Source organism: Flagellimonas sp. L-11 (assembly GCF_056857735.1).
This window is the reverse complement of record NZ_JBSXNR010000052.1, coordinates 1-15,568: the sequence shown is the minus strand read 5'-3', so window position 1 is coordinate 15,568 and position 15,568 is coordinate 1. Positions and strand designations below refer to the sequence as shown.

Below are 15,568 nucleotides of genomic sequence, written 5' to 3'. Positions count from 1 at the left end.
ATATCGCCTTTTTCTACTTGAGATATTACTGCTAATTTAAAGCCTAAATTGTAATCACGCTGGGTGCGCTTATTCCTCGGGTTTTCTGAATACTTCATAAATAAGTTGATTTTGTGTCAACTTATTTCAGGACGGGACAGAATAATATAAAAAGCCCCACTGGATACCAGCGGGGCTTTTCACATGTTTAATGATATGTTACAATTTAAGAGATAGTGCAAAAATAATTTGCGAAGGTCTCGAATCTACTCTGCTATCTTCTAAATTAGCGATATTATTGTTAATGATTTCGGCTTCATTTTCCGAAAACCCCCTTTCGTATCTAACGTCTAAACCAATGTTTCCTAGGTTTACCCCAACACCTGCATTTAGACCTACCGTAAAGTCATTTTTTACGTCCTCAATTTCAATATCGCCAAAGTCATTGTTCAACGTATATTGAAAAGCAGGCCCTGCAAAAATGTGCAAAGGACCGATCAATTTATATCCCAAAAGGACGGGCATGTCCAATTTGGAAACATCGTAATCTTCGGAGTCGCCATCTGGTAAATCATAAGAACTTTTGGTTTTGGAATATACCAATTCTGGTCTTAAATAAATCTTGGGGAAATCCAGTTTGCCCCAAAATCCAAAATGGTATCCTGTCTTACCTTCGGCACCTTCGACGATATCTTGTCCGCCATCACCAACAGAACCGATTAAATCTCCGTTCTTGTTGTAGGATAAACCGGCCTTAATACCGAACCCTGAACCGCTTTGTGCCATCGCTGCAGAACCAATTAAGGCAAATACAGCTACTAAAAGTGTTTTTTTCATAAGTGTCTATTTTATAAAGTTGAAATATCTCCAAAGGAGATAGCTGAAACTATTTACGTTTCAACACTTTTAAAACGGCGGCTTCTATGGCTTTATTGTTCAATCCGTACTTCTCCATAAGTTGATCGGGCGTTCCACTCTCTCCAAAAGTATCTTGTGTTGCCACAAACTCTTGAGGGGTAGGATGGTGGGTGGCCAGCACTCGGGAGACACTTTCACCAAGTCCGCCCAAATAATTGTGCTCTTCCGCCGTTACCACGCAACCCGTTTTCTTCACAGAATCCAAAATGGCCTTATCGTCCAAGGGTTTAATGGTGTGTATATTGATTACTTCTGCGGAAATTCCTTGGTTTTCCAAGCTTTCGGCAGCAAGTAGTGCCTGCCAAACCAAGTGTCCTGTTGCAATGATGGTCACATCGGTACCTCCGTTGAGCATGAGCGCCTTACCGATTTCAAATTTTTGGTCCACAGGGGTGAAATTGGCTACTTTGGGGCGTCCAAAGCGCAAATAAACTGGGCCATGGTGTTCCGCTATGGCAATGGTGGCCGCCTTGGTCTGGTTAAAATCACAAGGGTTGATGACCGTCATACCGGGCAACATTTTCATCAAACCGATGTCTTCCAGAATTTGGTGCGTGGCACCGTCCTCGCCCAAGGTCAAACCAGAGTGCGAAGCACATATTTTCACGTTTTTATCGGAGTATGCGATGGATTGGCGGATTTGATCATACACACGACCAGTCGCAAAATTTGCAAAGGTAGAAGCGAAAGGAATTTTACCTCCTATGGTCAAACCGGCTGCAATGCCCATCATGTTGGCCTCTGCAATACCTACTTGGAAGAAACGTTCTGGGTTTTCTTCAATAAAAGTGTCAATCTTTAAAGACCCCACAAGGTCGGCACATAAGGCTACCACATTGGGATTGGTTCTTCCCAGTTCCGTCATTCCCGCGCCATATCCGCTTCGGGTGTCTTGTTTTCCTTGATCTGTATATTTAGTCATTCTCTCTTTTTCTTATGATTAGTAATCGCCTAAAGTCTCTGGATTTTGTGCCAATGCGGTCGCCAATTGCTCATCGCTGGGCGCTTTACCGTGCCATGCATGGGTGTGCATCATAAAGTCAACGCCATTGCCCATTTCCGTGGTCATAACAATACATACCGGTTTTCCCTTTCCAGTTCTGCTCTTGGCTTCTTTTAAGCCTGCGATAACCTGCTCTAGGTCGTTTCCGTTTTCAATTTCCAGAACATCCCATCCAAATACCCTGAATTTTTCGGCAACATCACCAATAGGAAGCACATCTTCGGTAGCACCGTCAATTTGTTGGCCATTACGGTCCACGGTGGAAATTAAATTGTCCACTTTATTGCCAGCAGCGTACATGATTGCCTCCCAGTTTTGACCCTCCTGCAATTCCCCATCGCCGTGGAGGCTGAATACCAAATGATCGTCGCCGTTCAATTTTTTGGCCAAAGCAGCACCGATGGCAACGGACATTCCCTGTCCCAAAGATCCTGATGCCACGCGTACCCCCGGCAATCCTTCATGGGTCGTCGGGTGTCCTTGTAATCTGGAATCTATCAGTCTAAAAGTGTTCAATTCCTCTAAGGGGAAATAACCCCTTCGGGCTAAAACACTGTAAAAAACGGGCGAGATGTGTCCGTTGGAAAGAAAAAATAGGTCCTCTCCAACCCCGTCCATATCAAACCCTTCCTTTAAATCCATTACTTCGTTGTAGAGTGCTACAAAAAACTCGGTACAGCCCAAAGAACCTCCTGGGTGACCCGAATTTACCTTATGGACCATTCGTAAAATGTCCCTTCTTACCTGTACTACCAGGTCTTGTAATTCTTGCGTGTTCGGCATCGTGTCAATAATTTAGATATCAAATGTAATCGCATTATTCGTAGAAAACAAGTGTCGATTATACATTTGTTAAATAGCTTGTGCTCAGAAACTTTATTTTTTTGTTAAGGAACAACGAAACAGAGTTAGTTATATTTGCGGTTCTAAAACGAACAATTGGATTTTACCTTAATACAAAAGGACAATAAAAGCAAGGCCAGGGCAGGGGAGCTGACCACTGACAATGGCAACATACAAACCCCTATTTTTATGCCCGTAGGTACAGTTGCCTCGGTAAAAGGGGTACATCAACGGGAATTAAAAGATGAAATAAATCCTGATATTATTTTAGGGAACACTTATCATCTTTTCTTAAGACCGGGTACTGGAATACTGGAAGAAGCCGGTGGACTTCATAAATTTATGAATTGGGACCGTCCTATTTTGACGGATAGCGGGGGTTATCAAGTGTATTCGCTTTCAGATAATAGAAAAATTAAAGAAGAGGGCGTTAAGTTTAAGTCCCATATTGATGGATCTCGTCATTTTTTCACTCCGGAGAATGTAATGGAAATACAACGCACCATAGGTGCGGATATTATTATGGCTTTTGATGAGTGCACGCCCTATCCCTGCGATTATCAATATGCCAAACGCTCCATGCACATGACGCATAGGTGGTTGGACAGATGCACCGATCATTTGGAAAAGCTACCGTTTAAATATGGTTATTCCCAAAGTTTTTTTCCTATTGTTCAAGGTTCTACCTATAAAGATTTAAGAAAACAATCGGCGGAATATATTGCCTCCGTAGAGGCAGAAGGTAATGCCATTGGCGGACTTTCGGTAGGAGAACCTGCCGAGGAAATGTACGAAATGGCGGAATTGGTCTGCGATATTCTTCCGGAAGATAAGCCGAGATATCTTATGGGGGTAGGTACACCAATCAATATTTTGGAAAATATTGCGTTGGGTGTGGATATGTTCGATTGTGTGATGCCCACTCGCAATGCCCGAAATGGCATGTTGTTTACGGCCCACGGAACCATCAACATCAAAAATAAAAAATGGGAGAACGATTTTTCCCCTATTGATGAAATGGGTATCACTTTTGTGGATACCGAATATTCCAAGGCCTATTTAAGGCATTTGTTCGCAGCCAATGAATATTTGGGCAAGCAAATTGCCACCATTCACAACTTAGGTTTTTATCTGTGGTTGGTGCGTACCGCAAGAGAACGTATTTTAGCCGGAGATTTTTTGGAGTGGAAAACCAAAATGGTCAACCAAATGGATAAAAGACTGTAATGTTCACCATACTCGATAGATACATACTTAAACGCTACCTGATCACCTTTATGGGGATGCTTTTACTGTTTGTCCCTATCGGTATTATGGCCAACTTGGCCGAGAAAATTGGGAAAATTATAGACAATGAGGCTCCGTTGGCCGAAGTAATCGTGTTTTACGGCAATTTTACCTTGGTAATCGGGAATTTATTGCTGCCTATTTTTCTTTTTTTATCGATTATATTTTTTACCTCCAAACTGGCCAGTAACACGGAAATTGTGGCGATTTTGAGTTCCGGTGTCTCCTTTTGGCGGTTTTTGCGCCCCTATTTTGTGGGGGCTACCTTGGTGGCCATCCTTATTTTTATGATGGGGATGTTCATAGTGCCCCATGCCAGTATTGGTTTTAACGAGTTTGAGTACAAATACTTTAAAAAAGGAAAACAGACCAGGGTAACGGAAAATATCTTCAACCAATTGAACGAGCAGGATTATATCTACGTGAGCAGTTTTGATCCCAACCGTAAGATCGGTTACAATTTTACCTACGAGCATTTTGATTCCATTGGAAAGCTGGACTATAAAATTTCCGCCAGTAACATAAGATGGGTGGAAGACGACAGTATTTACCGTTTGACCAATTATGAAAAGCGTACGTTGAGGAACGAAACCGAATACATTAAAGCAAAACGTAGGTTGGATACGGTTTTCTCCTTTCAAATAGATGATCTTACCCCGGTCTCCTATGTGGCCGAGACCAAAAACCTATTCGAGCTCAACGACTTTATCGAGGATCAACGCAGAAAAGGTGCATCAAACATCAATGCATATGTATTGGTAAAATATAAGCGATGGGCACTTCCCATTGCAGCATTCATTCTTACGGTAATAGCTGTAGCCGTTTCTTCGATGAAACGCCGTGGTGGGATGGGGCTAAATTTGGCCTTTGGTATCGGGGTGGCCTTTGTGTACATCTTTTTTGATAAAGTTTTTGGAACATTGGCAGAGCAATCCGGTTTTTCACCTTTGCTGGCAGTGGTACTTCCCAACCTTTTTTTTGGTGTTTTTGCCGTTTACATGCTAATGAAAGCCAAGCGATAATTCAGTAATATTAGCGTATATTGTTGAAGATAAAAGACTTGTGTTTTTCATGGGAGTATGCCATAATGTTATATATTTGTCCCCATTGTTTTTCGTGAAAATAAAAGACTTCCCATGGAATATCTAGAATTTGAACTCCCCATCAAAGAACTTGAAGAACAGCTTCAAAAATGTATGGTGATTGGGGAAGAAAGTGATGTAGACGTTACAGAAACGTGTGCCCAAATCGAAAAAAAACTCGCCCAGACCCGAAAGGATATCTATAAAAACCTTACCGCTTGGCAAAAAGTACAGTTGTCAAGACACCCCAGCCGGCCTTACACTATGGATTACATCAATGCCATTTGTGGAGACACCTTTTTGGAGCTCCATGGCGACAGAAATGTAAAGGATGACAAGGCCATGGTGGGAGGACTTGGAAAAATTGGTGACCAAAGCTATATGTTCATTGGCCAACAAAAAGGATATAATACCAAGACCCGTCAGTACCGTAATTTTGGTATGGCAAATCCAGAAGGGTACCGAAAAGCGCTCAGGTTGATGAAGTCTGCCGAAAAATTCAAGATTCCCGTGGTATGTTTTGTTGACACCCCAGGGGCTTATCCAGGTATTGAAGCAGAGGAAAGAGGTCAAGGAGAGGCCATTGCCCGTAATATTTTGGAAATGACCCGCCTTAAAGTCCCAATCATCGTAATTATTATAGGAGAAGGAGCCTCGGGGGGTGCTTTGGGCATTGGAGTGGGAGATAAGGTATTGATGTTGGAAAATACCTGGTACTCCGTAATATCCCCGGAATCTTGCTCATCCATCCTTTGGAGGAGTTGGGAATATAAAGAGCAGGCCGCCGAAGCCTTAAAATTGACCGCAACCGATATGAAAAAGCAAGGTTTGGTCGATGAAATCGTAAAAGAACCTCTTGGAGGAGCACATACCGACAGAAAAAAAACATTTGAAACGGTCGCGGACAAAATTTCTTCCCATTTTGAAGAGCTCAAAAAGTTATCACCAAAAGAATTGGTGAAAACCCGCATGGAAAAATATGCGGATATGGGTGTTTTTAGCGAATAATTCTTGTTTTTCAGGGGCTCCCCTTTTTCATTAGGATATATCCCCGAATTTTTTTATGTTATTAACAGGTATTAGAAGTTATCAACATTTAAATTGTTAAGTACCTGTGGAAATCGTATTCGTCTAAATTAAAGTTAACTAAAGGTTAATTAGCTACTTTCGCATTCATGGAAAAACCTAGCCCCATTGTAGGACATCGTGTGGAGAAATCTGCCCTTATCAATCTTGAGAGAGGTAAGATACCTCCACAAGCTGTTGATTTAGAGGAGGTTGTGCTTGGAGCTATGATGATCGACAAGAAAGGCGTGGATGAAGTGATCGATATTCTTCATCCCGATGTATTCTACAAGGATTCCCATAAATATATCTACGAGGCCGTCTTTAAATTGTTCGAATCCTCCGAACCAGTGGATTTATTAACTGTTTCGGCGCAACTAAAGAAGGATGGTAAGCTAGAAGCCGTCGGAGGTGATTTTTATTTGATAAAACTGACCCAAAAAGTAGCCTCATCCGCACATATTGAGTTCCACGCCAGGATTATTCTTCAAAAGTATATTCAACGTAGCTTGATCAAAATATCAAACGATATTATTGAGGAGGCCTACAGTGACGCAACCGACGTTTTTGACCTTTTGGACAATGCAGAGGCAAAATTATATGAGGTTACCCAAGGAAATTTAAAGCGATCCGCTGAAACTGCCCAGAATTTGGTGATACAGGCCAAAAAAAGAATCGAGGAAATTTCGAATAAAGAGGGGCTTAGTGGAATTCCATCCGGTTTTGATAAATTGGATAGGCTTACCTCGGGTTGGCAACCCAGTGATTTGATCATTGTTGCTGCACGGCCTGGTATGGGTAAAACGGCGCTTACGCTCTCCATGGCCCGTAATATTGCGGTGAACTCGGAAATTCCGGTGGCATTCTTCTCTTTGGAAATGTCATCCGTTCAGTTGATTACCCGTTTGATTTCTTCAGAAACAGGACTGTCTTCAGAAAAACTAAGGACCGGTAAATTGGAAAAACACGAGTGGGAGCAGTTGAACGTGAAGGTAAAGACTTTGGAAAAAGCACCTTTGTTTATTGACGATACCCCATCGCTCTCCATTTTCGACCTTCGTGCCAAGGCAAGACGTTTGGCCTCACAACACAATATCCGGCTCATTATAATTGATTACTTGCAGTTAATGACCGCTGGCGGAAGCCAAAAGGGCGGTAACCGTGAGCAGGAAATCTCTACTATTTCAAGAAACTTAAAGGCGTTGGCAAAGGAACTGGATGTTCCCGTAATCGCCCTGTCCCAGTTATCGCGGGCCGTGGAGACCCGTGGAGGCAGCAAAAGGCCTATTCTTTCCGATTTGAGGGAATCCGGGGCCATTGAGCAGGATGCGGATATCGTTTCCTTTATTTACAGACCGGAATATTATAAAATTGACGAGTGGGACGATGAAGAGCGTACCCCAACACAAGGTCAAGCAGAGTTTATTGTAGCCAAGCACCGTAACGGAGGTTTGGAAAATATTAGGTTAAAGTTTGTGGGCGCTCTGGGTAAATTTGATAACTTGGATGACTTTGATTCCCCATTCGAATTCCAATCGAAGATGAATGCGGACGAAGAAAACCCCTTTGCAACACCAAACCTTCCAAGTACGGATGATGCATTTGGTAGTTCAATGAATAGTGACGATGGCCCAGATGATAATGATGTACCTTTCTAAAATAATACAGTGGATGTCATTTCGAGCAAATGCGAGAAATCTCATTATTGTATGCTTCTTTCTTTTTTTCTTACAAACTTCTGCCTCCGTTATCCTGATCCCAATGGATGCCGAGGGACAAAAAAACCATTTAAAGGCATACGGAATTACCTATTGGGTGCTTTCAAAGCAACAAAAAGTGCAATGGCTGCTCAATTATCGCGGTGGCTCTTTTTTACTTCCAGACGGAGAAGCTATTCGAAAGGAATGTCAAATCCGTGGCGTTTCGTTTGAAGTGCTTTCAGATGGGCAGGCAGCACAAATTTTGGATAACATTAGCAGTCCATCCAAAAATCAAGATGCCGTTATTTTGGAAAAGGCACCAAAAATCGCTGTGTATTCCCCTAAGGGGAACCAGCCTTGGGATGATGCCGTTACCATGGTGCTCACGTATGCCGAGATTCCGTATACTACCATTTATGATACAGAGGTGCTTGGCGATAAATTGGCACTGTATGATTGGCTGCACCTGCACCATGAGGATTTTACCGGGCAATACGGACGCTTTTACGGGCATTACCGAGCTGCGCCATGGTATATTGAGGACAAAGCCAAAGCTGAAGAACTGGCTCAAAGCTTGGGGTATTCCAAGGTGTCGGATGAGAAATTGGCCGTGGCCTTAAAAATCCGAAATTATGTGATTGGCGGAGGCTTTATGTTCGCCATGTGTTCCGCAACCGATAGTTTTGATATTGCTCTGGCAGCAGAAGAAGTGGATATCTGCGAGCCCATGTTCGATGGTGACCCTTCGGACGCAAACTATCAGGCCAAACTGGATTTTAGCAACACTTTTGCTTTTACAAATTTTACTCTGGAACGCAATCCTATCCGGTATGAATTCTCCTCGATAGACATGACCAACAAACGGGCCAATGTTCCCAGGGAATCCGATTACTTTTCATTAATGGAATTTTCGGCAAAATGGGATCCGGTACCCACGATGTTGACCCAAAACCATACCAGTTTGGTCAAAGGTTTTATGGGACAGACCACAGCTTACACCCGAAACCAAGTGAAACCTACGGTTATGGTATTGGGAGAGAACAAAATCAATGGGGAGGCCCGGTATATTCACGGAATAAAAGGAAAAGGATTTTTTACTTTTTATGGAGGCCATGATCCTGAAGATTACCAGCATAGGGTAGGGGATCCAAAAACAGAATTGGAACTGCACCCAACATCTCCGGGATATCGATTGATTCTGAACAATGTTCTCTTTCCCGCTGCCCGTAAAAAGAAACAGAAGACCTAACTTAGGTGTTCCTTAAAAAAATCTACCGTTCTTTCCCATGCCAGATCGGCTGATGCTTTATCAAAGCGCGGTGTGGTATTATTGTGGAATCCGTGGTTTACATTCGGGTAAAAATGAACCTTGTAATCTTTGTCAAGCTCATTCAATTTAGCTTCATAAGCTTCCCAGCCAGCGTTTACCCTTTCATCCAATCCTGCATAATGAATCAATAAAGGCGCATTGATTTGTGCCACTTGATCATCATCAGGTTGGCCTCCATAGAAAGGGACTGCTGCTGCCAGATCAGGAACTTTTACGGCCATCATATTGGAAATCCATCCACCAAAACAAAACCCAACAACCCCCACTTTACCATTACATTCCTCATGGTTTTTGAGATATTCGTAGGCCGCGATAAAATCTTCCAACATTTCGTTACGGTCCCGCTGGCGTTGGAGCGCTCTACCTTCATCATCATTGCCCGGATATCCGCCAAGTGGCGTAAGGGCATCCGGGGCCAAGGAAATAAACCCTGCCTTGGCAGCTCTTCGTCCCACATCTTCAATATAGGGGTTTAGACCTCGGTTTTCATGAACTACGACAACACCACCCATTTTGCCTTTGCTCTCTTTGGGTTTGGATAACAATCCTTTGATTTCACCCCCGCCTTTCGGTGAGTTGTATGTAATAAACTTGGAGTTCAAATCCGGGTCATTGGGGGATACGGTGAGTGTGTCCTTGTAATTGGGCATCACAAAACTCATCAACGAAGCCATGGTAATTCCGCCGACCGCATAAACGGAAAGTTTTTCCATAAACTCCCTGCGGTCCAACTGGTTGTGTGCATATTTATCGTATAGGTCAAAGACCTCCTGCTTAATATCTTCTTTTTTTAAAGGTGCCATGGCGTTACTTTTGTTGTTTGTCCTTTAAGGTACAAATTTTACAAAAGCAAATTACTCAGAATAAGATAAATAGATTGGGCAGTGCGACTAGAGCAACTTCTCCAAAATCCGCTCCACACCAAAATCGTCGTTGCTGTGGGTAGTATATTTAGCGGTTTTTAAAACATTGGGATGCGCATTGGCCATGGCAAAGCTATAATCAGAAAGCTCCAACATTTCCAAGTCGTTGTTGTAATCACCGAATACCATAATTTCGTGGGATGCGATTTTAAATTCGTCCATCACTTTTTTTAGCGCGTAGCCCTTATGTGCATTCAAATCGGAGACATCTACCCAATTGGCACCGGAAACCTTTACTTTTAAATCACCTTCCAAATGTTTCACATTGGGATAAATGTACTTTTCAGAATTTTCAAAATGGTAAATGGCTATTTTCAGCACCTCTTGATCAACCTCTTTTTGGTCTTCAACAATATCGAATTCCGAATAGTATTCACGGAGCATTTCCAAGAATTCGTTTGAATCACCGCCCACAAAAGCATTGTTTTGACAACACAGCACAGGGTGTACATTTTCTAAGGGACGCACAGCGTCAAGAATACGGTTTATTTCCGACTTGTTGATTGGAGTGGTGAGCAGGGTTTCTTCCTGTTTTTTTATCAAGGCGCCATTTTCTGCAATAACGAGGATTTCATTTTTGATGGACCCCAATTTGTCTACCATGCTGTGATATTGTCTCCCGCTTGCGGCAACAAAGGCAATGTTTTTCCTTTTGAGTTCTTCGTAGATTTCAAAAAACCGGGGGCTTACTTCGTGGTTGGAGTTCAACAATGTTCCATCCATATCGGTAACCACCATTTTTATTTGTGATAAGTCCATTTCAATTAATTAAGCTGCAAAGTTATTTGTTATTCATGGAACTGAGCCCCAGTTTTGGTAAACTTTGTATTAATTTCGTCGGGAAAGGTTTGTTTGTCTATGAATTTTTATCAGAAAGAAATACAGTTACGCCCATACTCCAGAGGATTTCATTTGATTACTGACACGATAATTGATGCTGTTCCCGAACTTCGGAACATAAGCACGGGATTTTTGCAGGTGTTTATCAAGCATACCTCGGCCAGCTTGACGATCAATGAAAATGCCGACCCAACGGTACGAACGGATTTTGAGAGCCACATCAATACAATGGTTCCCGAGAACGCACCGTATTATGTACACAATTATGAAGGACCCGATGATATGCCTGCCCATATTAAAGCTTCGTTAATGGGAGCTTCCGTTCAGATTCCCATAACAGCAGGCAGATTGAATATGGGAATTTGGCAAGGTATTTACCTATGCGAGCACAGGAACCATGCATCAGGCAGAAAGTTGGTGGTTACGGCCTACGGGGATTAGACAGTACTTATGTCAATTCGAGTGCAGTCGAAAATGACTGTTGTGGTAATGAGACCGTAAAATAAAAAATCCCGCACAAGGCGGGATCTAAATAAGCGGGGTAAGTTTATATTAACTTTTTTACTTTACTTTTTCAACGATTGCTTTAAAAGCATCTGGGTGGTTCATGGCCAAATCGGCAAGAACTTTTCGGTTGAGTTCAATTCCATTGGCTTTCACCTTACCCATAAATTGAGAGTAGGACATTCCGTGCATTCTGGCACCAGCATTAATACGGGTAATCCATAGGGAACGGAACGTACGTTTTTTGTTTCTTCTGTCGCGGTAAGCATAAAGCATTGCTTTTTCTACCGCATTTTTGGCTACTGTCCAAACGTTTTTACGTCTTCCAAAGTAACCTTTGGCTTGCTTCATCACTTTTTTTCTTCTAGCTCGTGAAGCAACTGAATTTACTGATCTTGGCATAATGTGTCATTTTTTTGTAGCAGGCGTCTCAATTATTGAGAACTTTTTTGGGCCCGACTCCATGGTTAATAAATAAATGTACCGGTGAACAATTATTTTAAACGTAATTGTTCCTTGATGTTGTCCTCATCCGCTTTGTGAACCAAAGTGGAATGGGTCAACTTTAGCTTGCGCTTTTTAGATTTTTTAGTCAGAATGTGACTCTTAAAAGCGTGCTTTCTTTTGATTTTACCAGTTCCTGTTAGCTTAAAGCGCTTCTTGGCACTGGATTTTGTTTTCATCTTAGGCATTTTCCTAGTATTTAACTCCGCTTATTATACCGAACCAGGGTTCAGTTTTTATTTTTTGTTTGTCTTGGGCGCGATGAACATGGTCATACGCTTGCCTTCCAATTTAGGCATTTGCTCTACCTTTCCAAGTTCTTCGAGTTCTTGGGCGAGTCGGAGCAATAATATTTCGCCTTGGTCTTTATAAACGATAGATCGTCCTTTAAAGAACACATAGGCTTTTAGTTTGGCACCATCTTTCAAGAATTTTTCTGCATGTCTTTTCTTGAACTCGTAATCATGGTCGTCCGTCTGAGGTCCAAACCTAATTTCCTTTACGACAACTTTACTTGCTTTGGCCTTCATGGCCTTGTCGCGTTTCTTTTGTTCGTAAAGAAACTTTTTATAATCCATAACCTTACAAACGGGCGGTTCGGCATTTGGTGAAATTTCCACCAAATCCAACTCCTGTTCGTTGGCTATTTCCCTTGCTTTGGAAATGGGATAAACACCCATCTCTACATTATCGCCGACAAGCCGTACTTCTCGGGCTTTTATTTTCTCATTGATGTTATGAGGGTTTTTATTTTCCCTCCTGGGTTGGGGTCTAAATCTTCTTCTAATTGCTATGACGTAAACTTTTTAATTAAACTTAATTTTTTAGAACGACTTTAAGGTACTATTTATTTCAGTAGTTACCAAGTCCGAAAATGTATCTACGCTCAAACTACCCAAATCTTCACCTCCATGTCTCCTTACAGAAAGGCTGGCAGAGGCTTCTTCCTGTTCCCCAACAATAATCATGAAAGGGATTTTTTTGAGTTCTGCCTCACGGATTTTTTTCCCTACCGTCTCGTTCCTGTTATCAATGAGCGCGCGAATTTCGTGATTTTCTAACGAATTCAAAACTTTTTCCGCATATTTTTCGTGTTTCTCACTGACGGGCAGAACGATAGCTTGCGTTGGAATCAACCATAACGGGAAGTTTCCACCGGTATGCTCCAGTAGCAGGGCCACAAACCGTTCCATGCTTCCAAACGGTGCGCGGTGAATCATCACGGGCCTGTGCAATTCGTTATCGCTTCCTTTATAGGTAAGATCAAAACGTTTAGGAAGATTATAGTCAACTTGAATAGTTCCTAACTGCCAGTTTCTGCCGAGCGCATCTTTGATCATAAAGTCCAACTTTGGACCGTAAAATGCAGCTTCCCCGCTTTCAACCACATAATTCAGGCCTTTTTCCTCCGCTGCGTCAATGATGGCCTGTTCGGCTTTTTCCCAATCATCGGTGTTGCCGATATATTTGTCGGGGTTCTCCAAATCCCTTACGGAAACTTGTGCGGTAAAATCCTCAAAACCTAACGAATTCAATACATATAAGGTAAGGTCGATTACATTCTTGAATTCATCGTTTAGCTGCTCGGTCGTGCAAAAAATGTGGGCATCATCTTGGGTAAACCCTCTCACTCTGGTAAGACCGTGCAATTCACCACTTTGTTCATACCTATATACGGTACCGAACTCAGCGTATCTTTTTGGTAAATCCTTATAACTGAAAGGCTGGCTGTTGTATATTTCGCAATGGTGCGGACAGTTCATCGGTTTCAACAAGAACTCTTCATCCTCTTTTGGGGTGTGAATGGGTTGAAAGCTATCCTCTCCATATTTTGCATAGTGGCCGGAAGTTACGTAAAGTTCCTTTTGACCAATATGTGGTGTAACCACCATTTCATAACCCGCCTTCTTTTGGGCCTTCTTTAAAAATTGTTCCAAACGCTCACGTAATGCGGCGCCGTTGGGCAACCATAAAGGAAGTCCTTGACCCACTTTCTGTGAAAAAGTAAAGAGCTCAAGTTCCTTACCTAGTTTTCTATGGTCTCTTTTCTTGGCCTCCTCCAAAAGTTGAAGGTATTCCGTAAGTTCTTTTTGTTTTGGGAAAGAGATGCCATAAACACGGGTAAGCTGGGTGTTTTTTTCGTCCCCTCTCCAATAAGCACCTGCAACACTTAATAGTTTAATGGCTTTTATGATACCTGTATTGGGAATATGTCCTCCGCGGCACAAATCGGTAAAGGTGCTGTGGTCGCAAAAAGTGATGGTGCCGTCATCAAGATTCTCAATGAGCTCTACCTTATATTCGTTCCCTTGTTCTTTATAATAGGAAAGGGCATCCGCTTTGGAAACACTTCTCATGGTATAGTCGTGCTTCCCTCGGGCTATTTCCAATGCCTTTTTCTCGATTTTCGGAAAATCCTTTTCGGAAATCGTTTCATCGCCAAAATCCACATCATAATAGAATCCATTCTCTATAGCGGGACCAATGGTTAACTTTATGCCTGGGTAAAGTTCCTCCAATGCTTGGGCCACAACGTGGGAGGTGGAGTGCCAAAATGCTTTTTTGCCTTCATCATCGTTCCAGGTATAAAGAGTCAATCTGCCATCTTCGGTTAATGGTGTGGTGGTTTCAACCGTAGTATCATTAAATTTTGCAGAAATAACGTTTCTCGCAAGCCCTTCGCTAATACTTTGGGCAATGGAAAAAGGAGTAGTTCCCTTTTCAGCTTCTTTTACAGCACCATCAGGCAGTGTGATCTTTATCATGTTGTTTAAACTTCTATTTTTTACAATCGAGAGGACAAAGATAATACCTTGTATAGATGCTACAAGGCTTACTTTTGTATATATATTGATTTTCTGCAATAATAAATGAGGGGGCAATTGGTTTTTAGACTGAAGAATGGAAAAAGGGAAAGTGTTTTTGTACTTTTTAAAAAAGTTGTATTTTTATATGTTTCGCTTTCAGCGAGTTGAAAGTGAATTTACAGAGAAGTCAAAAAAAGCTCTTGTTTGTTTTAGGAATGGTGTTACATTTGCAGCCCGAAAACGGCAAAGTACCGGTTTTTCGGTGAGTTCATAAGCTTATTGATATATTGTTTTGATGAGTCGACAAGATTGAAAAAAAACACAAAAAAAGCATTGTGTAATCCAAAAAAGCGTTTTACATTTGCAGCCCGAAAAACACTAAGGTGTTGCACGGGAAAGTTCATGTAAAAAGATTGTTTTTTGAGGTTAAGAAAATGTTTTGAAACTTTTTTCAAAAAAAAGCTTGCCGGTTAAGAAAACAGTTGTAAATTTGCAGCCGCTTTACCAACGAGGTAAAGGGTTAAGACTGAGAAAATTGATTTTAAGAAGATTGACTCGGTTTTTTGAAAAAAAGAAGTTCATATACATATTGTAACGACAGCGTAAAGAGAATAAGAACCATTTTGATGCAGGGACTCGGGATTCCGGGTGTCGTACAGACATTCAAGGAAATACAATGAAGAGTTTGATCCTGGCTCAGGATGAACGCTAGCGGCAGGCCTAACACATGCAAGTCGAGGGGCATCACGGAAAAGCTTGCTTTTCTGGTGGCGACCGGCGCAC

The 15,568-nt window shown here is 42.0% G+C and carries 15 protein-coding genes and 1 rRNA gene; 7 read left to right on the top strand and 9 right to left on the bottom strand.

The features are described from left to right. Positions 1–198 precede the first annotated feature (198 nt). From AC13CC_RS08045 to AC13CC_RS08035, 3 genes are read right to left on the bottom strand one after another with little or no spacing between them, the layout of a single operon-like run. Positions 199–816: an outer membrane beta-barrel protein gene (locus AC13CC_RS08045; protein ID WP_326280312.1), complete on the bottom strand. Its 618-nt coding sequence runs from the start codon at positions 814–816 to the stop codon at positions 199–201. 49 nt (positions 817–865) lie between these two features. Beyond that, positions 866–1,819 (bottom strand): transketolase family protein, encoded by a 954-nt coding sequence (locus tag AC13CC_RS08040; protein ID WP_482875790.1) that lies wholly within the window; start codon positions 1,817–1,819, stop codon positions 866–868. An 18-nt stretch (positions 1,820–1,837) separates the two neighbouring features. Further along, complete coding sequence (locus tag AC13CC_RS08035; protein WP_326280309.1) at positions 1,838–2,683, bottom strand: transketolase; 846 nt, start codon at positions 2,681–2,683, stop codon at positions 1,838–1,840. A 156-nt stretch (positions 2,684–2,839) separates the two neighbouring features. Between AC13CC_RS08035 and tgt the strand changes: the two genes are divergently transcribed. From tgt to AC13CC_RS08010, 5 genes are all read left to right on the top strand, one after another. Beyond that, positions 2,840–3,970 carry a tRNA guanosine(34) transglycosylase Tgt gene (gene tgt, locus AC13CC_RS08030; RefSeq protein ID WP_326280307.1) on the top strand — a complete coding sequence of 377 codons (1,131 nt, stop codon included), beginning with the start codon at positions 2,840–2,842 and terminating at the stop codon, positions 3,968–3,970. After that, positions 3,970–5,052: an LptF/LptG family permease gene (locus tag AC13CC_RS08025; RefSeq protein ID WP_326280305.1), complete on the top strand. Its 1,083-nt coding sequence runs from the start codon at positions 3,970–3,972 to the stop codon at positions 5,050–5,052. The genes tgt and AC13CC_RS08025 overlap by 1 nt, the downstream gene beginning before the upstream one ends. A 114-nt stretch (positions 5,053–5,166) precedes the next feature. Further along, positions 5,167–6,120, top strand: coding sequence for an acetyl-CoA carboxylase carboxyltransferase subunit alpha (locus AC13CC_RS08020; RefSeq protein ID WP_293169448.1), 954 nt, complete (start codon positions 5,167–5,169; stop codon positions 6,118–6,120). Positions 6,121–6,287: 167 nt separating this feature from the next. Continuing rightward, the gene (gene dnaB / locus AC13CC_RS08015) at positions 6,288–7,835 is read left to right on the top strand and encodes a replicative DNA helicase (protein ID WP_326280301.1); all 1,548 of its coding nucleotides are present in this window, start codon (positions 6,288–6,290) and stop codon (positions 7,833–7,835) included. Positions 7,836–7,848: 13 nt separating this feature from the next. Further along, on the top strand, positions 7,849–9,126 hold the full coding sequence (locus AC13CC_RS08010; RefSeq protein ID WP_326280299.1) for an asparagine synthetase B: 1,278 nt from the start codon (positions 7,849–7,851) through the stop codon (positions 9,124–9,126). Here the strand turns inward: AC13CC_RS08010 and AC13CC_RS08005 are convergent. Next, positions 9,123–10,010 (bottom strand): dienelactone hydrolase family protein, encoded by an 888-nt coding sequence (locus AC13CC_RS08005; RefSeq protein WP_326280297.1) that lies wholly within the window; start codon positions 10,008–10,010, stop codon positions 9,123–9,125. The two genes, AC13CC_RS08010 and AC13CC_RS08005, sit on opposite strands and share 4 nt — an antisense overlap. A gap of 87 nt (positions 10,011–10,097) precedes the next feature. Beyond that, entirely contained in the window at positions 10,098–10,889 is a 792-nt protein-coding gene (locus AC13CC_RS08000; RefSeq protein WP_326280295.1) for an HAD family hydrolase, read from the bottom strand. A gap of 99 nt (positions 10,890–10,988) precedes the next feature. Here AC13CC_RS08000 and AC13CC_RS07995 point away from each other — a divergent pair, with 99 nt between their 5' ends. Beyond that, positions 10,989–11,411: a secondary thiamine-phosphate synthase enzyme YjbQ gene (locus AC13CC_RS07995; RefSeq protein WP_326280293.1), complete on the top strand. Its 423-nt coding sequence runs from the start codon at positions 10,989–10,991 to the stop codon at positions 11,409–11,411. 120 nt (positions 11,412–11,531) lie between these two features. Here AC13CC_RS07995 and rplT read toward each other — a convergent pair whose 3' ends face one another. From rplT to thrS, 4 genes are all read right to left on the bottom strand, one after another. Then, the gene (rplT, locus tag AC13CC_RS07990; protein ID WP_014033571.1) at positions 11,532–11,876 is read right to left on the bottom strand and encodes a 50S ribosomal protein L20; all 345 of its coding nucleotides are present in this window, start codon (positions 11,874–11,876) and stop codon (positions 11,532–11,534) included. A gap of 92 nt (positions 11,877–11,968) precedes the next feature. After that, a complete protein-coding gene (rpmI, locus tag AC13CC_RS07985; RefSeq protein ID WP_014033572.1) occupies positions 11,969–12,166 on the bottom strand; it encodes a 50S ribosomal protein L35 in 198 nt (65 codons plus the stop codon). A 48-nt stretch (positions 12,167–12,214) separates the two neighbouring features. Continuing rightward, positions 12,215–12,766: a translation initiation factor IF-3 gene (gene infC / locus AC13CC_RS07980; protein WP_198519716.1), complete on the bottom strand. Its 552-nt coding sequence runs from the start codon at positions 12,764–12,766 to the stop codon at positions 12,215–12,217. Positions 12,767–12,802: 36 nt separating this feature from the next. Next, entirely contained in the window at positions 12,803–14,743 is a 1,941-nt protein-coding gene (gene thrS, locus AC13CC_RS07975) for a threonine--tRNA ligase (RefSeq protein ID WP_326280288.1), read from the bottom strand. Positions 14,744–15,458: 715 nt separating this feature from the next. On the opposite strand from thrS, the gene AC13CC_RS07970 reads away from it, so the two are divergent. Continuing rightward, positions 15,459–15,568 (top strand): 16S ribosomal RNA (locus AC13CC_RS07970); the annotation flags it as partial.